Origin of the sequence: Plantactinospora sp. B24E8 (assembly GCF_039871735.1) — a bacterium.
Classification (GTDB): Bacteria; Actinomycetota; Actinomycetes; order Mycobacteriales; family Micromonosporaceae; genus Plantactinospora.
In genome coordinates this window covers 658,918-679,448 of record NZ_JBDPMH010000001.1, presented here as the reverse complement: position 1 = coordinate 679,448, position 20,531 = coordinate 658,918, and the positions used below count along the sequence as shown (strand labels likewise).

Sequence of the window (20,531 nt, the reverse complement as noted above, 5' to 3'; positions counted from 1 at the left end):
GCGACACCGGATTGAGAGCCGGCAGCGACCCGGTGCGCGCCGCCGAGCTGACAGCCGACACCGAACCGGCGGCCGGCTCTGGCTGACCGAGTGCCGCGAGGCGGCGCCGTGCCCGCCGGTGGGACGGCGTCACCGCCACCGTGGTGAGCAGGAGGACGCCGACCAGGGCCAGCAGTCCGTGAGCCTCGGTGGTCATGCTGTCGCCCGGCCCGATCCGCCGAGCCGGTCCGCCCAGACCAGACCGCCGAGTTGCAACGCGACGGCGGCCACCGCACACCCGGCCCCGACCGGGGTGTGCAGCAGGATCCGTACCGGGTCGACGCCGATGCCGTACCCCAGGGCGATCCCGCCCAGCGGCAGCACGGCGAGCAGCCAGCCCGTCGCCCGCGCTCCGGCCGCCTGTGCGTCGGCCGCCGCCAGGCCCCGGTCCGTCGCCCGCGCGTCGGCCTCGATCCGTTCGACCAGGTCGGCCAGGGGTGCACCGGTCTGCTCCGCCAGTCGCACAGCGGCCCGGGTCAGCTCGGTCAACCGGGTCGCCGGCTGGTCCGCGTCCGCCCCTGGCGCCGGCAGCATCACCGGAGACAGCCCGGCCCGGAGGTCGGCGGCGAGCGCGCACAACCCGTCGAGCTGCTGTCGGCGTACCCAGCGGGTGTGGCGGGTGGACCGCCGTCGGAGCAGGCCACGTACCGCGAGCCCGGTGTAGGCGCCGAGCAGCACGGCGGCGACCGGGCCGGCGACGAGCGCTCCGGCCGACCCGCCGAGGATCGCCCCGAGCAGGACGAGCCGCCAGGCCGCGACCGCGCCGAGCCACCGGTCGAGCGCCCGCCGCCAGCGGCCGTCGCCCGCACCGGCACTGCTGCCGCGGCCGGTGGCGCCACCGGTGACGCTGACGACGGCAGCGTCGGCAGATGTCGCGGCGGGCCGGTCACCGGCGGCGACGAGGGTCCGATAGCGGGATCTGACCCGGCCGCCCGACCAGACGACCAGGAACGCGACGCCGGCCACGCAGGCGGCGGCGAGCCATCGGTCGGTCACGGCGCCCCCCGGGTGATGCCGGGGCGTCCCGTGGTCGGCCCCGGGTCACGGGTGCCGGCGAGCAGCGGCGGGACCGTTACGCCCCGCTCGGCGATCAGGGTGGCCAGCGCCGGCGCCGCCGGCCCGGGTCCACGCTCCCGGCTCCACGCCGGTACGACGGTGACGAGCCGGTCGGGCCCGGCCGGCAGCAGCAGGCAGATCGCCTCCAACACCCGGCCGGCGCCACCCCTGCGGACCTGGAGCAGCACCTGCAGCGCGGCGGTGACCTGGGCGTGCAGGGCCGCCCGGGGCAGTCCACCGAGCAGGCCCAGCGCCTCCAGTCGCGCCGGTACGTCCGCCGGGGTGTTCGCGTGCAGGGTGCCGGCCCCACCCTCGTGTCCGGTGTTCAGGGCGCAGAGCAGGTCGACGATCTCCGCGCCCCGGCACTCGCCGATCACCAGCCGGTCGGGACGCATCCGTAACGCCTGCCGGACCAGGTCACCAAGGCCGACCGCACCCGCGCCCTCCACGTTGGCCGTCCGGGCCTGCAGGCCGACCACGTGCGGGTGCACCGGTCGCAACTCGGCCGCGTCCTCGACCAGCACGATCCGTTCGGTCGGCGGCACCAGCCCGAGCAGGGTGTTCAACAGGGTGGTCTTACCGGAGCCGGTGCCGCCGATCACCAGATAGGCCAGCCGGGCGGCGACCACCGCGGCGAGCAGTTCGGCGGCCGGGCGGTGCAGCGTGCCGTGCCGGACGAGTTCGTCGAGGGTGAACGGCCGCTGTCGAAAGGTGCGCAGGGACAGGTAGGGCCCGGTGGTGGCGACCGGGGGTAACACGGCGTGCAGCCGGGTGCCGTCCGGCAGCCGGGCGTCGACGTACGGGCTGGCCTCGTCCAATCGGCGGCCACAGGCCGCGGCGAGTCGCTGTGCCAACCGGCGTACGTCGTCCGGGCCGCCGAGCGGGACCCGTGCCGGGCACAGTCCGGCGCCCCGGTCCACCCAGACCTGCGCACCGTTCACCAGTACGTCGGTGACCTCGGGGTCGGCCAGCAGTGGGGTCAACGGACCGGCGCCGGCCAGGTCGTGGTGCACCCGGGTGGCCATCCGCAGCACGGTGGTGTCACCGAGCACGGCGGCACTCGGCTCGGCCCGGACCGCCGCGACGACGGCGGCGGGGGTGACGTTCGTACCGTCGGCGGCAAAGCGGCGGCGGACCCTGGCCGCGAGTTCGTTGCCCGGATCGGCGCGGATGGTCATCGGCTGCCCGCCCGGGCCCCGACCGCACCGGTGAGGTCGGTGATGATCCGGGTGCAGAGTGAGGCCAGGGGGCCTCGGCCGTCGCCGGTCGGCGCCTCGCCGCGTTCCAGGTTGCGGCACAGCCCCGGCTCCGGGCGCAAGGTGCCGACCAGCGGCAGGTCGAGCGCCCGGGCGACCTCCCGGGGCTTGAGTCGGCCGGGCGCCGGGCCCCGGACGATGACCGAGAGGTTGGGGCAGTGCAGTCCGGCGACCGCGGCCACCCGGGCGGCCGCGGCGGTGGCCCGCAACTCGGCCGGCACCAGGATGAACGCCTGGTCGGCGGACTGCAGCGCGATGACGGCCGGATCGTCGAGTTGCCGGGGCAGATCGACCACGACCACGTCCCGGCCACGCCGCCCGGCGTCCATGGTGGCCGCCATCGCCTCGGTCGGCAGGGCGAGCGGATCCCCCCGGTCCCAGGAGAGCATCACCAGGTCACCCCGGCCGGGCAGGGCCCGGACCAGTGCCGGTGCGTCGACCCGGCCGTCCGCTTCGGTCAGCGCCGGCCAGCGCAGCCCCTCCACCTGCTCCCAGCCGAGCACCAGGTCGAGGCCACCGCCGAGCGGGTCGGCGTCGACGAGCAGGGTACGCAGCCCGAGCCGGGCGGCGGTGACCGCGAGCCCACCCGCCAGCACACTGGCGCCGGCGCCGCCCCGGCCACCGATCACCGCGACGATCCTGGCCGGGCCGCCGACCCCGCCACGGCCGACCACCAGACCCTCACCGAACCGGTCGACCAACCACGGCTCGGCCGCCGGCAGCAGGGCGACGTGTTCGGCCCCGATCAGTTCCGCGACCTCCCAGCCGACGTCCGTCTGTTCGGTCCGGCCGACCACGACAACCCGGGGCCGGCGCGGCAACCTGGCCCGCAGGCACGCCTGCGCCTGGTCGCCGCCGACCAGCACCAGCGGCGCGGCCGCCCAGCGGGCCCGGGCCGCCGCCGGGTCGGGGACCACCTCCACCTCGGTACCGCCGGCGGCGGCGAGCCGGAGCAGGTCATCGAGCAGGGTGCTGTCCGAGGTCATGACCAGGGGAAGCCGTGGCCCGGCCGGGACCGGCGTACGGGGTGACATCAGGTCCTCCTGCGGTGGATTCCGGTTACCCCCGCAACCCTGGCCGCCGGGCCGGGCCCGCCGGATGCCTGATTTCCGGCGCTGTGGATAACCGGCCCGGCTGTGGAAAACCTCCGGACAGCGTGCCGATCTGCTATGGAAAGCCGGTCATTCCATCATCATTCAGGCATCGGTGACAACGGCCGCACGAACCGCCGGACGGAGATTCCGCACGGCCGAAGCTCGGGGCGGACCGGCAGGTGGGCACGTCATATCGGGACCGGGGCCGGGTACCCGAGCGGGGCAACGGATCGCTCGAGTCGCTACCGCAGCGGACGCTGTGGGAGGAGGAGCCGTCATGGCCCAGTCCGTCAGCACGGTGGTACTGGAACCTGCAGCGCAGGAACTGGCCCGGATGACCGCGAATCCGCCGTTCCCGTACCAGCTCGGCCCGGAGAAGGGCCGGGCCAACCTGGCCAAACTGCAGTCCACCAACATCCCGCGTCCCGAGGTCGACATCGAGGACATCACCGTCCCCGGCGGGCCGTCCGGCCAGGTTCCGGTCCGGATCGTCCGTCCGAAGGGCGCTGCCGGGACCTCCAGTGGCGGAATCGGCGGTACGCTCCGCGGCCGGATCCGGGCCGCCGCCCAGGAGATCATCCAGCCGAAGGGGACCGGCGGGATGATTCCGGTGGTGCTCTACCTGCACGGCGCGGGCTGGGTCTTCGGCGACTCCCTCACCCACGACCGGCTGATCCGGGAACTCGCCGTGCAGTCGGACTCCGCCGTCGTCTTCCCCGAGTACAGCCGGGCGCCCGAGGCCCGCTATCCGATCGCGCTCGAGGAGTGTTACGCGGTGGCACAGTGGATCGCCGCGCAGGGCGCCGAGTACGGGCTCGACCCGGCCCGGATCGCGATCGCGGGTGACTCGGCGGGTGGCAACCTGGCGACGGCGCTGACGATCCTGGCCAAGCAGCGCAACGGCCCGCGTTTCCTGCAGCAGGTGTTGCTCTATCCGGTGACCGACGCCAACTTCGACACCCCGTCGTACCGCGAGTTCGGCAGCGGCTACCACCTGGACCGCGAGTCGATGATGTGGTTCTGGGACCAGTACCTGCCGAACCAGGTCGAGCGGGCGAATCCGCTGGCCAGTCCGTTGAATGCCAGCCCCGAGCAGCTCCGGGGCATGCCCCCGACGTTGATCACCACGAACGAGGCGGACGTGCTACGCGACGAGGGTGAGGCGTACGCGTCGAAGCTGCGCCAGGCGGGCGTGCCGGTCACCCAGGTGCGCTACCAGGGGATCATCCACGACATGGCGATGCTCGACTCGCTGGCCGACACCCAGGCGGCGCGGTCGGCCACCGCCCACGCCGCGCTGGCGCTGGCCCGGGCCCTGCACCGCGCCTGACCGCACGTTCCGTTCCCACGGGCACGGCGCGCTCCGCCGATACGGCCCGAGGCGCCGCAGGTCGACGCCGGGTGGTCCGCGACGGGCCGGGGGCGCCGGCAGGCAGAAACCTGAGCGCCACGTCGGCGGCGGACCACTATGGTGTGTCGATCAACCGACGAGCCCGGGGGAACGATGGAATTTTCCACTGCCACGCCACTGCTCCTGGCGGTACCGGAGGTTGTCATCCTGATCGCCGGGCCGGTCTGGCTGCTGGTGTGGCGGCGACGGCTGCCCCGCCAGGCGGTTGTCCTCGCGGTCGTCGGTTGCGGACTGATGCTCGCCACACCCCTGATCCACATCGGCTGGGTGCTGCTGTGGCCCACGCTCATCGGTCGTCAGTCGTTCGACCTGTTCAACCTCTCGGTCATCACGATGGTGGTCAACGGGGTGGCCACCCTGATCTACCTCGCCGCACTCACCCTGCTGATCGGGGCGGTGCTCTCCTGCCGGGGTCCCCGCACCACCCCGAACGACGGCTTCGACGCCCTGGTCGCGGGGCAGCCGGTCGGCGCGCTGGTCACCGACCGACCGGTCAGCGGCCCGGTCGGGAATGAGCATGCCGCCGCGCCGGTTCCCGCGCAGCGGACGGGTACGACGGGGTTCACACCGCTCTCGGGTACGACGGAGTTCGCGCCACCGTCAGGTGTGACAGTTCCCGGCGCCGACAAGCCCGATCACGGCTCCTGACCCTCCGGGGGTCACCCCGTCGTCAGGGCCGTGGACGCGGACGGGTCCGACTCGTCCGACGGGCGCGAATCATCCGACGGCTCCGGAACGTCCGACAGCGCGGAGGGGCGCCATCCCTCACTGTCCCCGACCACCTCCGCACAGCCCGCGCAGAGCTCCAGTTCGCCGTCGTCGGTAATGACCGTGCAGCTGGCCGGCGCGTCCCCACACACCTCGCAGTCACACACGGTGCCACCGTTCACCGGGCCACCGGTCACCGATTCGCTGCCCGCCGAGTCGTTGCCCACCGTGCCACCGTTCACCGGGCCACCGTTCACCGTGTCACTGCTCCCGTCCGTCGTACCCCCGAGGTCGGAGGCTGCCGGGCCACCGCCCGGCACCGTACCGCAGGCCGGGATGTCCGTCGGGTCAGTCGGCTGAACAGCCCACCCCTCGGCGGCGGTAACCGGCCGGAAATCGGTCCGAGTTCCTTTCGACACTTTCCGGCACTGACCGTCGTCTGAGCCGCCACTCAACGAACAACACCGTTCCCACACCTTGCCAACAGCTGTACGGCGAAACATATGTCCAGCTCAGGACACATATGATCTCGCCTCGTGTCGCACATGCGCGCGACATCCAGCTGAGGTAGGGAGCACAATGCTCAGAAGAACGCGATGGCTGCTGGCCGTCGCCGTCACGGCCACGACGCTGACCGCCGTACCGGGCGGCCCGGCGATGGCCGAGCCCGGAACCGCCCCGAACGGGAGCGGCTCGGCGGCCCCGGACAGTGGGCGGACGTACACCGTCACCCTGCTGACCGGGGATGTGGTGACCGTACGGACCACCGGGTCGGGCTGTCCGCAGGCCACGGTGCAGCCGGTCGACACCGGTACCGTGATCCGGCAGAACTGTGGCCCGGACGGGCACCTGCACGTCGTACCGGCCCAGATCGCGGCCCAGGTCGGCTCGGTCCTCGACCCGGACCTCTTCGACGTCACCGCGCTGATCGCGGACGGCTACGACGACGCCAGCACCACCGAACTGCCGGTGATCGTGCAGCCGGCCACCACCGCAGCCCGGGTAACCGCGCTGGGCGACGTACGACAGCTCCCGAGCATCGGTTCGGTGGCCGGCCACGTACCCAAGAAGAGCCCGGCCACCGCGAAGCAGGCGACGAACTCGCTGCTCGCCGGGGCCGCGAAGGTCTGGCTCGACCGCCGGGTCCGGGCCACCGGCCTGACCAGCGGCACCGTCCGGGCCGAAGGTGCCCGCCAGGGCACCGTACTCGCCGAGGACCGGCCCGGCACCGGCCACGGCGGCGGCGACCGCGACCTGGACCGCAACCTCGAGCAGATCGACGCGCCGCAGGCCTGGAACGCCGGCTGGACCGGCAAGGGCACCCGGGTCGCGGTCCTCGACAGCGGTGCCGACTTCACCCACCCGGACCTGGTCGGCCGGGTCGTCGACCACGCCGACTTCACCGTCGAGGGCGGCGACGCCGTCGACCACAACGGACACGGTACGCACACGGCCTCCACGATCGCCGGAAGCGGCGCCGCCGCGCACGGCCAGCGTCGCGGTGTCGCGCCGGACGCCCAGCTGGTGATCGGCAAGGTTCTCGACGACGCCGGCTTCGGCAGCGACTCGCAGATCATCGCCGGCATGGAGTGGGCAGCCCAACGGGCCGACGTGATCAACATGAGCCTCGGCGGCGAGGAACCGGACGACGGCACCGACCCGCTCTCGCTCGCCCTCGACAACCTGACCCGGCAGTACGGCACCCTGTTCGTCGTCTCCGCCGGCAACAGCGGCGGCCCGATCTCGTCGCCCGGCTCCGCCACCACCGCGCTGACCGTCGGCGCGGTCGACCACGACGACAAGCTGGCCTACTTCTCCAGCCGGGGACCGCTGGTCACCAGCAACGTGGCCAAGCCGGAACTGGTCGCGCCGGGCGTGGACATCGTCGCCGCCCGGGCCGCCGGCACCGACCTGCAGGACCCGATCGACGAGTACTACGAGGGTTCCACCGGCACCTCGATGGCCGCCCCGCACGTGGCGGGCGCCGCCGCCCTGCTCGTCCAGCGGCACCCGGACTGGACCCCGGAACAGCTCAAAGCCGCCCTCGTCGGCGCCGCCGACCCGCTGCCCGGCATCGACCCGTACGCGGTCGGCGCCGGCCGGCTCAACGCGGCCCGGGCCCTTTCCGGCCCGGTCAGCGACCAGCCGGTGGTCAACCTCGGCACGTTCCGCTACCCGCAGTCCGGCGCCAGCGAGACGAGGCTGAGCTGGACCGGCGAGAACACTCCCGGAACGGTCAAACTGGACCTCGACGTCACAGTCGCCAAGTACGACGGCAGCCCCGCCCCGCGTGGCACGGCGAAGCTCGGCACCGACCGGATCACCCTCAAGCGAGGTGTCGCCGCCGGTACGACGCTGCGGCTGGACCGGGCGGCGCTGGCCGCCAAGCCCGGCTACTACATGGCCACCGTCACCGCCCGGGGTCCCGGGCACCGGCTGGTCTCGACCACACCGGTCAGCTTCTACGTGGAACCGCGCAGCTACGACCTGACGGTACGGACGAAACCGGTGCCGGGCGTGACCGAGGGTGTGGACACCTGGATCGGCACATCGATCACCAACCTCGACGACCCGATGCTGTACGCGGGCGGGATCTTCACCGCCGGCCCCGAAACCACCACCCTGCGGGTTCCGGCCGGCCGGTACGCGGTCACCGGCGCGTTCACCACGTACGACGTCGCGGCGGACCGGCAGGAGGGGGTGATCGTCGGCGAAACCGACGTCGCCGTCACCGGCGCCCGGACCATCACCCTCGACCCGGCGAAGGCGAAGCCGGTGACCGCGACGATCGACGGGGTCGCCACGAAGCAGGTCGACACCTTCTTCACCTACCTCCAGACCAGCCGCAACGGCCTCAGCTGGTGGCAACAGATCTCCAGCTTCGGTGAGTCGGCGAAGATCTCCGTCTCGGCGTTGCCGGAGCCGGGCATCGGTTCGATGCGGGCGTACGGGAGCTTCGGGCTGGACTCGCCGGCCGGCGCCGCCGCCCCGTACCGCTACGACGTGGTCCACGAGTACACCCACGGGGTGCCGGCCGACCCGGCGTACCGGATGACCGCGAAGGAGCGGAGCCGGCTGGCCCGGATCGACGAGCGGTTCCACCAGATGGACTCGCCGGAGATGGTGACCTCGCTGCGTCGTACGGCGTTCGCGGAGGACGGGACGTTCCTCGGCCTCGGTCGGACGTACGACCTGCCGGCGACCCGGACCGACTACGTCTCGCCCGGCTACCTGTACGTGCACGAGGGGATCTACGGCGGCCTCGTCGCCCAGGAGCAGGCGCGTGGCTACCAGCCCGGCAGCCGGCAGACCGAGGTCTGGGCCCGGCAGCCGCTGCACTCCGACTGGGTCGACAGCATCGTCGACAACGTCGGCGTCCCCTGCGCCACCGCACCGTCCCGGACCCGGGGCAACCTGCACGTGGACCTGGTCATGCTCACCGACCGGCACCAGCGGGCCGACTGCCTCCAGGCCGGAACCGTCGGGGTCAAGCGCACCCTGTCGCTGTACCGGAACGGCAACCTGGTCGACGAGCGGAACGCCTCGGCCGCCGATTTCACCGTGCCGCAGGCCGCCGCCGACTACCGGCTGACCCTGGACGTCGACACGAGCCTGATTCTGCCGTTCTCGACCCGGGTCACCACCGACTGGACGTTCCGGTCCGCCGGGCCGACCGGGGTGGAGAGTGTGCCGCTGCCGCTGCTGGCGGTCGACTACGTCCTGCCGTTGAGCACCGCGAACCGGGCCACCGGCGGCACGGCCAGCTTCGCCGTACGGCAGACGAAGGGCGTGCCGGCGCAGCAGGTGACGTCGTTCCAGGTCTGGACGTCGGCCGACGACGGCGGCACGTGGCAGGCGGCCCGGGTCGTCCGCGACGGTGACGACTACCGGGTGGAGTTGCCGAAGGTCACCGCCGGCCAGGCCGTGTCGCTGCGGGTGAAGGCCGCCGGCAACGGTGGCAGCGGTATCGAGCAGACGATCATCCGGGCGTACCACGCCGGTTGACCGTCCCCGGTGCCGGTGCGGCCCGACCCACAACCGTCGGGCCGCACCGGCACCACCTTCTTCGCCCGGCTCAGGTCGGCTCAGCCCGGGTCCGGCCGCACCGTCGGCCACTCCGGAGCGAGGACGGAGTAGAGCAGCGAGTCCCGCCAGGCGCCGTTGGTGTGGACGTGGTCCCGCAGGCGTCCCTCGTACCGCATGCCGAGCCGGCGCACGACGGCGATCGAGGCCGCGTTCTCCGGCCCGACCGCGGCGGTGATCCGGTGCAGGTCAAGGGTGTCGAAAGCAAAATCGATCAGGGTACGGGCCGCGTCCGTGGCGTAACCGCGTCCCCAGTGGTCGGCGTGCACGGCGTACCCGAGTTCGGCGGCCCGGACCCCGCCGAGCGCCAGCCGGACGAAGCCGACAAGCCGGTCACCGGAGTCGGTGACCGCCAGGTAGTACTCGGTACGCGGCTCCGCCTGGGCCCGCAGGATCGCCCCCTCCAGCATCGCGAGGGTCTGGATTCGGTTCCGTACGTCGAACGAGAGCCAGCGGGTGACGCGCTCGTCCCCGTCGATCGCCAGGGCGTCGTCCACGTCGCCGGGCCGGAAGTCACGCACGCCCACCAGCTGGCCGCGGAGGCGGATCGGGTACATTCCCCCATCCTGGCCCACGTTGTGCCGGGGCGCGTGCCGGCACGGCGGCCCGCGCTATCGGGAGGACGGGCATGACCCAGCTGCGGCACAGGTTCGGGGTGACCGACGACTCCGGGTTCCTCGCCCTGGTCGACCATCATGCGTACCCGGGCTTTGTCGACAAGGACTGGACGTACGACGCGCTGCTCGCGCACTTCCGCGCCGCCACGGAACAGCGTTCCCTGCTGCTGTGGGAAACCGGCGGTGAGGAGAGCTGGACCGTGGAGGTGGTTGTCGACGGGCCAGCCGCGCCAGCGGGCTTCCGTCGGACGGCGGGGACCATCCGGGTGACCGCCGGGCAGCTTCACCTGGTCAACTACGAATCGCTGACGATGGCCGCCCAGTTCGACCATGTACGCCTGCCCGAGCCACACCTGTGCGACCTCGTCTTCGACCTGCCGAACGGAGAGTACGGCTGCGAGATCGTCCAACTGGACGACCCGGACGCGGACTCCGACCACGCGCCCGACCCGGACCAGCCGCACTTCGTCGTCAGGTTGACCGCCGACCCGCAGGCCGGGTAGCCGCACCACGGCGGAAACAAGATGCTCGACGGGTCCGGAGTTTGGCAGGCTGCCGACATGGACATTCGGCTCGAACCGTGGTCGGAGGCGGCGCTCGACCTGCTGCGCCGGATCAACACCCCGCAGATGCGTCAGCACGTCGGTGGCCCCGAACCGGAAGAGAAGCTGATCGCCCGGCACCACCGCTACCTCACCCTGCCGACAACCGGCCGCGGCTGCATGTACGCCGTCCTGCTGGGCGACGAGATGGTCGGCAGCATCGCCTACCACCGGCGCGACTGGCAGGGTCGGCAGATCTTCGAGACCGGTTGGAACGTGCTGCCGCCCTTCCAGGGTCGGGGCATCGCCGCTGCTGCCGGTGCCGCCCTGATCACCATCGCCCGGGAGGCTGCCCGGCAGGCCGACACGCCAGACAGCCTGCACGCGTTCCCCTCCGTCGAGAACGTCCCCTCCAACGCGCTCTGCCGCCGCCTTGGCTTCACGCTTGTCGGCCCCTGCGATTTCGAGTACCCGCCGGGCAGCGGCTCCCTGATGCGCAGCAACGACTGGCGCCTCGACCTCGTCCGCGCTGAATCAGGATTGCTCTCGGTCGGTGACCGCGCAGACCTGTGCCCCACACCGCCGGCCGGTTCGCCCGTACGGTGGACGGCACGGCAGAATCCGCGGAGGGGGCCGATGGCGGATCATTCGCCGGGCTCGGAGCAAAAGCCCACAGAGGCACCGGAACGGCCAAGGGCCGGCCCGGGCCTGGCTGAGGTGCCGACAGCCGACGGCCGACCTGGTGGAAGTTACCGACCGGACTCCCAGGTAGGTCTTCCGCTCCCCCCAGGCGTCCACCATCGATGCCCGGAGTGTCGCGGCACTGCGCGACTTCCAGGCATGGTGAAGACCACCGGCATGGGCAGGGGCGCGGGAAGCGCCTACGGACCGTGCCCGACCTGCGACGGCGTGGGATACCTCGTCGATGACGACCTGGCTGACTGATCGCGTTCAGTGTCCCTGACAGACGGCAGCAGGGGCCGTCCAGCTTCGGGCAGCGGTGATCAACCCCGCAGTTCTGAAGGCCTTTCGTGGGTGCGGACGCTCATGGCCGGTGAACGGGCCAGCGACCGTAGACAGGTCCTCGTCCGCGCGGTCGCTGTCCGCCAGGGCCCGTCCGGCCGCACCGGTCCAACTGAGGCACTCTGCCCAGGTGTGGGAGACAAGCAGCGCTGCGCCGGACAGGAACTCAGTAGACCAGTGGCCGAATGAGTAGCCACGTTGGGCGCCGACGAGTAGTCACACCCGCCGGCAGGCAGCCCAGAGCGCCGCCACATCCCCCGGTCCCGTCCGCGCCACCCGCCGGCCACGCAGCCGGTCAGCCACCGCGACTCTGCCGGTACGGTCGCTCGCCGGTACCGCCACGCCCGCGTCCGGCAAATCCGTTCCGATGTACTCGATAACAGCGTGACCTGTATGAATGCGCTTGCGCCGGACAAGCGACGACCCCCGTCGGGGGGAGACGGGGGTCGTCTGGGGTTCGGCTCCGGGGGGGTCGAGCCGAACCCGCTCGGCGGTCGCGGGGGGTGCGACCGTCGAGGGTCTACGAGCACAGAGGATATGAAAGTGTGTCGTAAATACAAGCATGCCTGAGTGGGCTTGTATACGTCGAGTGGCGCCAACTTCCACTCCGCGCGAAAGTCCCCTCTCGCAGTGTGACTGTGATCACCGTCAGCGCTGATCTGCCGATCAGGCGGTAACCGGTCACGACCTGCCAAAGGTGACCCCGCGCACCCGCTGACCATAGACCATCAGACTAGACTCCTGCGCCGTGGGCCGAAGCGCCGCTTTTTTCGATCTGGACAAGACCGTCATCGCCAAGTCGAGTGCCTTGGCGTTCGGTCGACCGTTCTACCGGGACGGGCTGATCAGCCGTCGTGACGTGGTCAAATCCGCGTACGCGCAGCTCATGTTCCGGCTGGGCGGCACCGACGAGCAGACGATGGCACGTACCCGCGACTATCTCGCGGCACTCTGCAAGGGATGGCAGGTCGAGCAGGTCCGGCAGATCGTCGCCGAGACCCTGCACGAACTGATCAACCCCTACGTGTACGCCGAGGCCGCCGCCCTGATCGAGGAACACCAGGCGGCCGGCCGGGACGTCGTACTCGTCTCCGCCTCCGGTGAGGAGATGGTCCGGCCGATCGGCGAACTGCTCGGTGTCCCGGACGTGATCGCCACCCGGATGGCGGTGGTCGACGGGCGGTACAGCGGCGAGGTCGAGTTCTACGCCGCCGGGCCGAGCAAGGTCGAGGCGGTCCGGGGGCTGGCCGCCGAGCGGGGCTACGACCTGACCGAGTCGTACGCCTACTCCGACTCGGTCAGCGACCGGCCCCTGCTGGAGTGTGTCGGCCATCCGAGCGCGGTCAACCCGGACCGGGCGCTGCGCAAGCTGGCCACCGAACACGGCTGGCCGGTGCTGGAGTTCCGGCACCCGATCCCGCTCGGCCGTCGGCTGCGGGAGCGTCCCGCCGTGCCGGTCGCGGCCGCCGCGATCGGGGTCGGTGTCGGGGTCGCGATCGGCATCGCCTGGTACGGCCGGCACCGTCGGGCCCGCGCCAGCACCACCTGAGTCTCGCCTTCCTTCACACCGTGTCGGCGATGGCGATCAGGTGTTCGGCGCCGACCTCGACCGCCGTCGTGTAGTGCCGCAGCCAGGCGCGGACCCCGTCCGGGGTGCCGGTGGCGAAGGCGTTCGAGGCGCCGACGTACTCGGGTTCCCGGTCCTGGTGGCCGAGGTCGACGGCGACCAGTCCGCGCGGGTCGAACCCGGTGGAGAGCAGGGTGAGCCGGGCGGCGGCCCGCGCCACCACCCCGGACGGTCCGGCGAACGGCCGCAGCGCGAGCAGTTCACCGTGCACGACCGCGGCGAGGATGACCGGCGGCACCCGGGTCCCACCGGCGATCAGACCGGCCAGGGCGTCCAGCCGGGCGGCCAGCACCGGTGACGGTCCGGCGACCTCCCCGTCGGCGGATCCGGCGTCGACCGGCCGGCCGAGCGCCTCGTCCGGCACCACGCCGCTGGCCGCCAGCGTGTGCAGCCGGGCGAGCACCTGGCGGGGGGCTCGGGGCCACCGGTCGGTGAGCCCGGGCAGCGCACCGGCGACCCGGAGCGCGCCCTGCAGCACCGGGTCGGTGACGACCCCGGAGCGGACCAGCTCACGCTCGTGGACGTACCCCTCGAGGGCCGCGCTGGCGACCGCGCAGCGGAGGCTGACCTCGGCCGCGACCTGGCCGCCCTGCCGACGCAGCGCGCGGTGCCGCAGCGCCGCGTCGACCCGCTCGCGGGCCCGGTCGACCGCGGGTGCGACGTCGGTCAGGCTGAGCAGCGGTAGCAGCGGATCCGTGGTCACCCTGCCACGGTAGTGCCCGGGCCTGGTCCCGGGACCGACGGGCGCCGCGGACCCGCGAGCGTGGCAGCGACGAGCCCGGGAGCACCGGGCGGGTCCGGTGTGCGGACCGTCGGGACCGACGGGCGCCCGGACGGGGCCGTTCGGCGCGTATCGCCGCCCGCGCCGCCCCGACCCCTCGCACCAGGCAGTACGCCGAGACTAACCTCCTACCGAACGCCCGTTACGTGACGCCTGAGGAGCCACCCACCATGAGCGAGACTCTGGCAAACCTGTTGCAGGAAACCCGGCAGTTCCCGCCGCCGGCCGAGCTTGTCGCCGCCGCGAACGTGACCGCCGACGCGTACGACGAGGCGGCCGAGGACCGGTTGGCGTACTGGGAGCGGCAGGCGCGCCGGCTGCACTGGGCGAAGGAGTGGGACCAGGTTCTCGACTGGTCGAACCCGCCGTTCGCCAAGTGGTTCGTCGGTGGGCGGCTCAACGTCGCCTACAACTGTCTGGACCGGCACGTGGCGGCCGGCAACGGTGACCGGGTGGCGATCCACTGGGAGGGTGAGCCGGGCGACACCCGGACCATCACGTACGCCGATTTGCTGGCCCTGACCAGCCAGGCCGCGAACGCGCTGACCGAGCTGGGGGTGACCGCCGGCGACCGGGTGGCGATCTACCTGCCGATGATCCCGGAGGCGGCGGTCGCGATGCTCGCCTGTGCCCGGATCGGCGCCACGCACAGCGTCGTCTTCGGCGGTTTCTCCGCCGACGCGCTGACCAACCGGATCCAGGACGCCAGCGCCAAGCTGGTGATCACCGCCGACGGCGGCTACCGCCGGGGCAAGCCGTCGCCGCTCAAGGCGACCGTCGACGAGGCCGTGGCCCGCTGCCCGAGCATCGAGCACGTGCTGGTGGTACGTCGTACCGGGCAGGAGGTCGCCTGGTCGGAGAAGGACGTCTGGTGGCACGAGACGGTGGAGACCGCCTCGACCGCGCACACCGCCGAGGCGTTCGACTCCGAGCACCCGCTGTTCATCCTCTACACCAGCGGCACCACGGCGAAGCCGAAGGGGATTCTGCACACCACCGGCGGCTACCTGACCCAGACCGCCTACACCCACCACGCGGTCTTCGACCTGAAGCCGGAGACCGACGTCTACTGGTGCACCGCCGACATCGGCTGGGTCACCGGGCACTCCTACATCGTGTACGGCCCGCTCGCCAACGGCGCCACCCAGCTGATGTACGAGGGCACCCCGGACACCCCGCACCGGGGCCGGTTCTGGGAGCTGGTGCAGAAGCACAAGGTGACGATCCTCTACACCGCGCCGACGCTGATCCGCACGATGATGAAGTGGGGCGACGACATCCCGAAGCAGTACGACCTCTCCTCGCTGCGGCTGCTCGGCAGCGTCGGTGAACCGATCAACCCGGAGGCGTGGATCTGGTATCGGGAGAACATCGGCCGGGGCGAGTGCCCGGTTGTCGACACCTGGTGGCAGACCGAGACCGGGGCGATCATGATCTCCCCGCTGCCCGGGGTGACCGCGGCCAAGCCGGGCAGCGCGATGCGTCCGCTGCCGGGGATCAGCGCGGACGTGGTCGACGACCAGGCGGAGTCGGTGCCGAACGGCGGCGGCGGCTTCCTGGTGCTGCGTGAGCCGTGGCCGTCGATGCTGCGCACCATCTGGGGTGACGACCAGCGGTTCGTCGACACGTACTGGTCCCGGTTCGACGGTCTCTACTTTGCCGGTGACGGGGCCAAGAAGGACGACGACGGTGATCTGTGGCTGCTCGGCCGGGTCGACGACGTGATGTTGGTGTCCGGGCACAACATCTCGACCACCGAGGTCGAGTCGGCGTTGGTCTCGCACCCGTCGGTGGCGGAGGCGGCGGTGGTCGGCGCGACCGACCCGACCACCGGGCAGGGGATCGTCGCCTTCACCATCCCGCGCGGCAACGTCGACACCGACGGCGACGCCGGTCCGGCGCTCATCGCCGAGCTGCGCAACCATGTCGCCAGGACGCTCGGGCCGATCGCCAAGCCTCGGCAGATCATGCTGGTGCCGGAGCTGCCGAAGACCCGGTCCGGCAAGATCATGCGCCGGCTGCTCCGGGACGTGGCGGAGAACCGCTCGCTCGGCGACGTCACGACGCTGCAGGACTCCTCGGTGATGGAGCTGATCTCCTCCGGCATGCAGACCGGCAAGTCCGACGAGGACTGACGCCTGAGCGCCGCGCTACACCCCCCACAACGGGCGGACCCGACCAGCGGGTCCGCCCGTTGTTGGTTTCCCGGCCTGTCGTCACCGTCCGGTGTGGCGGCGTGCCCGTCCCGGTCCGTCGGCCGCTCGGGCCGGCCATCCGTCGTCCACCGCCCGGCTGGCCGACATCCACCGGCCGGCTAGGGAGACGGTGCGGAACGCCAATTGACGTACGGGCGGATGATCGGGTTCCTTCCGTTTCACAATCGTGACATTGACCAGCAGAAAAATCGGCACCCCTTAGAACGTTTTCGCCCTGATTAGACGTAGATCGGGAAGCTGGGCATCGACATTCTTGACCCGTGACAGGGATCCACGTATCTGCAAGGGTGGGGATCGCGTCTGATGACAGTGCCCGCCATGAGCCGGCCTGTCCTGTAACACTTCCACAAAGGAGGAGGACCTTTGAGGAGACGAGTCACGGCCGGCCTGGCTGGCGCCACGGCCGCGCTGTTGGCCGCCGGCGCGGTCGGGGTTCCGGCGTCCGCCGCCCCGGCGGCGCCCGCCCCGGCCGACCGGGAGCCCCAGGGTGCGGCCCACCGGGCCGACAACCTGCCCGACCCGCTCGCCGAGGAGCACCAGCAGGTCCGCAAGGAGGCCATCGCCGCCCTGCTCTCCGGCAAGGCCAAGCTGCAGACCCGTAACGGGTCGAAGGTCATCCAGATCAAGTCCGACCGGTTCGTCGAGTACCAGCAGCCGGCGAAGGTCGACCCGATCTTCACCATCCTGGTCGAGTTCGGCAACCAGAAGGACCCACGGACCGGCGGCACCGACGGCCCGGTACACAACCAGATCCCGCCGAGGGACCGGGTCTACGACGGCAGCCCGACCGACGACAACAGCACCATCTGGAGGTCGGACTTCAACCGGCAGTCGTACCTCGACCTGATGTACGCCAAGGGCAAGGAGTCGATGGCCGACTTCTACCTGAAGCAGTCCGGTGGCCGTTACACCGTCGGCGGCGACGTCAGCGAGTGGGTCAAGGTCCCGTTCAACGAGGCCCGGTACGGCAGCAACGAGATCCCCGAGCGGGACGGCTACTGGAACTTCATCAAGGACACCGCCACCTCCTGGTACGAGTCCCAGGTCGCGGCGGGCAAGACCCAGGCGGAGATCAAGCAGTACCTGGCCCAGTTCGACATCTGGGACCGGTACGACCACGACGGCGACGGCAACTTCAACGAGGCCGACGGCTACATCGACCACTTCCAGGCGGTACACGCCGGTGAGGGCGAAGAGGCCGGCGGCGGCGCCCAGGGCGAGGACGCCATCTGGTCGCACCGGTGGGGCGCCTTCACCGACCTGGCCGGCAGCGCGGGCCCGGACTTCAACAAGGCCGGTGGTGTGCAGATCGGTGACTCCGGGCTCTGGATCCGTGACTACACCACGGAGCCGGAGAACGGCGGTCTGGGCGTGTTCGCCCACGAGTACGGCCACGACCTGGGCCTGCCCGACCTGTACGACACCCAGGGCGGCGACAACGGGGTCGGGTTCTGGAGCCTGATGGCTTCGGGCTCCTGGCTGAACCACGGCAAGCAGGACATCGGCTCCACCCCGGGTTACATGGACCCGTGGTCGAAGCTGTACCTGGGCTGGCTCAACTATTCCACGGTGGACTGGGACAGCGGCACCACGTACGCGACGCTCGGAGCGGCCGGCGACACCGACGGTCTCGCCCAGGCGGTCGTGGTGAACCTGCCGGACCAGGAGGTCACCATTCCGCTCAACACGCCGTTCGAGGGTGAACGCGAGTGGTGGGGCGGCACCGGTGACAACTCGAACAACACGCTGACCAGGACGCTCGACCTCACCGGGGCCACCAGCGCTACCCTCGCGGCCAAGCTGTGGTACCAGATCGAGGAGAACTTCGACTACCTCTTCGCCGAGGTGTCGACCGACGGCGGGTCCAACTGGACCAAGTTGAGCCACCCGCTGATCGAGGAGAACGAGACCGGTATCGACGGTTCCTCGGGCGGCCAGTGGGTCGACCTGAACCTCGACCTTTCCGCGTACGCCGGGCAGACCGTTCAGTTCCGCTACCGGTACCAGAGCGACACCGGCACGAACCTCGCCGGCGCGTTCCTGGACAACATCTCCCTGGTCAAGAACGGCGCCACGGTCTGGACCGACAACGCCGAGACCGAGCAGCCGGAGTGGACCACCCGCGGCTTCACCCGGTCGACCGGCTCGATCGTCGAGGACCGTCCGCAGTTCTACATCGCGGAGTACCGGACCTACTACGGGTACGACAAGACCCTGGAAACCGGTCCGTACAACTTCGGGTGGCAGAACTCGAAGCCCGACTTCGTGGAACGGTTCAAGAACCACCAGGGCCTGCTCGTCTGGTACGTGAACTACGCGTACGAGGACAACGACACGATCGACCACCCGGGCTTCGGTCTGAACCTGCCGGTCGACGTCCGGCCCGGCCCGATCACGGTCCCCGGCGTCGGCAACATCACCAACCGGCGGAGCAGCTACGACGCCACCTTCAGCAAGTTCACCAAGCCCGCCCAGACGTTCCACCTGAACGGGCAGGCGGTCACGGTGCCGAAGCTGAACCCGGTGACGACGTTCAGCGACTCGAACCCGGACCGCTACTGGTCGCCGCAGAACCCGATGAACTCGGTCAAGGTCGCCGGCACCGGCACCAAGATCGAGCTGATTCTGGAGAACCGGCTCATCACCGACCTGGCGATCATCAAGGTCACCAACTGATCCGGTAGTCACCGGTCGGTAACCGGGGCCGGGAGCGCATCGCGCTCCCGGCCCCGGTCTCGTCAGAGCCGCAGATGGTGCAGAGCCGCGCTGGAGCCGGGTCAGCAGAGCCGCGGCGGGACCGGGCTCAGAACTCCAGGTCCAGCCACCCGTAGTCGTGCGCGCAGGGCGGACCGGCGGCGATCCCGAACCGCCGCTCGTCCAGGTCGAGCAGGACGGAGTAGACCGTCTCGGAACGCTCCGCCGGCGGATACCGCTCGTCGGTGTGCCGGCAGATGCTCTGCGGCCGGCTGGCGTGGTCCCGGAACAGCCTGATCAGGTCGTCCGCGCCGATCCTGCCGTCGGCCAGTTTCGCGGTCAGCAGCCGCCGGGCCCGCGCCGACCGGAACAGCGACGAGCCACCCCAGTCCTTCATCGTGTCGTAGACCGGCAGCCCGGTCTCCAGGTGATTGGCGTGGGTGATCAGCCCGTCGACCGGATGCGACCAGCCCGCGTCCCCGGGCACCAGCTCCAGGTCGACCAGTTCGCCGCCGGCCTCCGCCGCCTGCCCGACCAGCAGGTTGATCGAACTGTTCCGGGTGCCCCGGCAGGCCGCCTTCAACGCCTCCGCCAGGCTGTCGCCCTCCAACGCCGCCCGCAGCAGCACGTGGTACGGCACCCCGGGCGCGGCGCCGTCGCCGGGCAGTCCGTCCCGGTCGCAGCCGAGCATGTTCACGCAGACCCCGACCCCGGCCGAGTTCAACCCGGTCTTGGCCACCATGCCGGCCTCGGTGAGGGTCAGCACCGTCAGCCCCCGCTCGTCCCGGGTGGCGAGCAGCAGCATCACGTCCCGCTGGTCGGGGTGCCAGTCCCAGTTCTGGCCGAGCAGCAGGTGGCCGTTGGTGGTGTGGGTACCGAGCACCCCGACCGAGGTGCATCCGCCGACGTCCGGGGCCGACTCCGGCGAGGGACGCGCCGCAGTCGCCGGCCCGGCCGAGGGCTGCCCAGACGCGGTCTGACCGGTCTCCCGGTGGTTGCCGTAGATCAGTTCGGTCCGGGCGTTGAGCGCGTAGATCTCGTCGACCCGGGCGCCGGCCCCCTCCGCGACCCCGTCCAGCAGGTCGGCGACCCGGGGATGGTGCCGGACGGTGGCCTCCCGGAACGCCGCACCGGCGGACCGGACCGCCGCGCTGTCCAGCCCGCCCTCGTCGGAGAACCGGCGCAGGTAGAAGTCGAGGTTGGCGCCGACCAGGTCCCGCGCCACGGCGCCGTACCCGATGCCGCACTCCCCTGGTGGCCCCTGCACCCGGATCAGCGGTACCGGCAGGTCGGGGTGGGTGATCCGGCGGGCGGCAGTCATGGCAGCACCGTAGTCAACCGGCCCACGGGCCGTCATCCCCGTTACCTGACCGCCGGCTCAGCC

14 protein-coding genes are annotated in these 20,531 nt (G+C 71.4%); 8 read left to right on the top strand and 6 right to left on the bottom strand.

Features of this window, described 5'->3' with window-relative positions:
• Window positions 1–192 precede the first annotated feature (192 nt).
• From ABGB21_RS03170 to ssd, 3 genes are read right to left on the bottom strand one after another with little or no spacing between them, the layout of a single operon-like run.
• Complete coding sequence (locus tag ABGB21_RS03170; RefSeq protein ID WP_347652849.1) at window positions 193–1,035, bottom strand: hypothetical protein; 843 nt, start codon at window positions 1,033–1,035, stop codon at window positions 193–195.
• Entirely contained in the window at window positions 1,032–2,273 is a 1,242-nt protein-coding gene (locus ABGB21_RS03165) for a TadA family conjugal transfer-associated ATPase (RefSeq protein WP_347652850.1), read from the bottom strand. Before ABGB21_RS03165 ends, ABGB21_RS03170 begins: the two co-directional genes overlap by 4 nt.
• Window positions 2,270–3,337 carry a septum site-determining protein Ssd gene (gene ssd, locus ABGB21_RS03160; protein ID WP_347652874.1) on the bottom strand — a complete coding sequence of 356 codons (1,068 nt, stop codon included), beginning with the start codon at window positions 3,335–3,337 and terminating at the stop codon, window positions 2,270–2,272. The genes ABGB21_RS03165 and ssd overlap by 4 nt, the downstream gene beginning before the upstream one ends.
• Before the next feature lie 385 nt (window positions 3,338–3,722).
• Between ssd and ABGB21_RS03155 the strand changes: the two genes are divergently transcribed.
• The 3 genes from ABGB21_RS03155 (at window position 3,723) to ABGB21_RS03145 (ending at window position 9,569) form a co-directional block, all read left to right on the top strand.
• Entirely contained in the window at window positions 3,723–4,775 is a 1,053-nt protein-coding gene (locus ABGB21_RS03155; protein WP_347652851.1) for an alpha/beta hydrolase, read from the top strand.
• Between the two features lie 174 nt (window positions 4,776–4,949).
• On the top strand, window positions 4,950–5,504 hold the full coding sequence (locus ABGB21_RS03150) for a hypothetical protein (RefSeq protein WP_347676266.1): 555 nt from the start codon (window positions 4,950–4,952) through the stop codon (window positions 5,502–5,504).
• Between the two features lie 639 nt (window positions 5,505–6,143).
• The gene (locus ABGB21_RS03145; RefSeq protein WP_347676264.1) at window positions 6,144–9,569 is read left to right on the top strand and encodes a S8 family serine peptidase; all 3,426 of its coding nucleotides are present in this window, start codon (window positions 6,144–6,146) and stop codon (window positions 9,567–9,569) included.
• An 80-nt stretch (window positions 9,570–9,649) separates the two neighbouring features.
• Here ABGB21_RS03145 and ABGB21_RS03140 read toward each other — a convergent pair whose 3' ends face one another.
• Window positions 9,650–10,204, bottom strand: coding sequence for a GNAT family protein (locus ABGB21_RS03140; RefSeq protein ID WP_347676262.1), 555 nt, complete (start codon window positions 10,202–10,204; stop codon window positions 9,650–9,652).
• 71 nt (window positions 10,205–10,275) lie between these two features.
• On the opposite strand from ABGB21_RS03140, the gene ABGB21_RS03135 reads away from it, so the two are divergent.
• The 3 genes from ABGB21_RS03135 to ABGB21_RS03125 all read left to right on the top strand — a co-directional run bounded on the left by ABGB21_RS03135 (window position 10,276) and on the right by ABGB21_RS03125 (window position 13,378).
• Entirely contained in the window at window positions 10,276–10,767 is a 492-nt protein-coding gene (locus ABGB21_RS03135) for a hypothetical protein (RefSeq protein ID WP_347652855.1), read from the top strand.
• Window positions 10,768–10,788: 21 nt separating this feature from the next.
• Window positions 10,789–11,751 (top strand): GNAT family N-acetyltransferase, encoded by a 963-nt coding sequence (locus ABGB21_RS03130; protein WP_347676260.1) that lies wholly within the window; start codon window positions 10,789–10,791, stop codon window positions 11,749–11,751.
• Between the two features lie 826 nt (window positions 11,752–12,577).
• Window positions 12,578–13,378: an HAD-IB family hydrolase gene (locus ABGB21_RS03125; protein WP_347676258.1), complete on the top strand. Its 801-nt coding sequence runs from the start codon at window positions 12,578–12,580 to the stop codon at window positions 13,376–13,378.
• A 13-nt stretch (window positions 13,379–13,391) separates the two neighbouring features.
• On the opposite strand, the gene ABGB21_RS03120 is transcribed toward ABGB21_RS03125, so the two are convergent.
• Window positions 13,392–14,159, bottom strand: a complete 768-nt coding sequence (locus ABGB21_RS03120) for an oxidoreductase (protein ID WP_347656553.1) — start codon at window positions 14,157–14,159, stop codon at window positions 13,392–13,394.
• Between the two features lie 248 nt (window positions 14,160–14,407).
• Here ABGB21_RS03120 and acs point away from each other — a divergent pair, with 248 nt between their 5' ends.
• Window positions 14,408–16,372 carry an acetate--CoA ligase gene (acs, locus tag ABGB21_RS03115; RefSeq protein ID WP_347656551.1) on the top strand — a complete coding sequence of 655 codons (1,965 nt, stop codon included), beginning with the start codon at window positions 14,408–14,410 and terminating at the stop codon, window positions 16,370–16,372.
• A gap of 444 nt (window positions 16,373–16,816) precedes the next feature.
• The gene (locus ABGB21_RS03110) at window positions 16,817–19,129 is read left to right on the top strand and encodes an immune inhibitor A domain-containing protein (RefSeq protein ID WP_347676256.1); all 2,313 of its coding nucleotides are present in this window, start codon (window positions 16,817–16,819) and stop codon (window positions 19,127–19,129) included.
• A 127-nt stretch (window positions 19,130–19,256) separates the two neighbouring features.
• On the opposite strand, the gene ABGB21_RS03105 is transcribed toward ABGB21_RS03110, so the two are convergent.
• Window positions 19,257–20,468, bottom strand: coding sequence for a C45 family peptidase (locus ABGB21_RS03105; RefSeq protein WP_347656547.1), 1,212 nt, complete (start codon window positions 20,466–20,468; stop codon window positions 19,257–19,259).
• Window positions 20,469–20,531 lie beyond the last annotated feature (63 nt).

What these genes read in the sequence shown, in the direction of transcription:
- ABGB21_RS03165 (WP_347652850.1), bottom strand. Translation starts at nt 2,273, where the DNA reads ATGACCATCCGCGCCGATCCGGGCAACGAACTCGCGGCCAGGGTCCGC.
- ssd (WP_347652874.1), bottom strand. Translation starts at nt 3,337, where the DNA reads ATGACCTCGGACAGCACCCTGCTCGATGACCTGCTCCGGCTCGCCGCC.
- ABGB21_RS03155 (WP_347652851.1), top strand. Translation starts at nt 3,723, where the DNA reads ATGGCCCAGTCCGTCAGCACGGTGGTACTGGAACCTGCAGCGCAGGAA.
- ABGB21_RS03150 (WP_347676266.1), top strand. Translation starts at nt 4,950, where the DNA reads ATGGAATTTTCCACTGCCACGCCACTGCTCCTGGCGGTACCGGAGGTT.
- ABGB21_RS03145 (WP_347676264.1), top strand. Translation starts at nt 6,144, where the DNA reads ATGCTCAGAAGAACGCGATGGCTGCTGGCCGTCGCCGTCACGGCCACG.
- ABGB21_RS03140 (WP_347676262.1), bottom strand. Translation starts at nt 10,204, where the DNA reads ATGTACCCGATCCGCCTCCGCGGCCAGCTGGTGGGCGTGCGTGACTTC.
- ABGB21_RS03135 (WP_347652855.1), top strand. Translation starts at nt 10,276, where the DNA reads ATGACCCAGCTGCGGCACAGGTTCGGGGTGACCGACGACTCCGGGTTC.
- ABGB21_RS03130 (WP_347676260.1), top strand. Translation starts at nt 10,789, where the DNA reads ATGCTCGACGGGTCCGGAGTTTGGCAGGCTGCCGACATGGACATTCGG.
- acs (WP_347656551.1), top strand. Translation starts at nt 14,408, where the DNA reads ATGAGCGAGACTCTGGCAAACCTGTTGCAGGAAACCCGGCAGTTCCCG.
- ABGB21_RS03105 (WP_347656547.1), bottom strand. Translation starts at nt 20,468, where the DNA reads ATGACTGCCGCCCGCCGGATCACCCACCCCGACCTGCCGGTACCGCTG.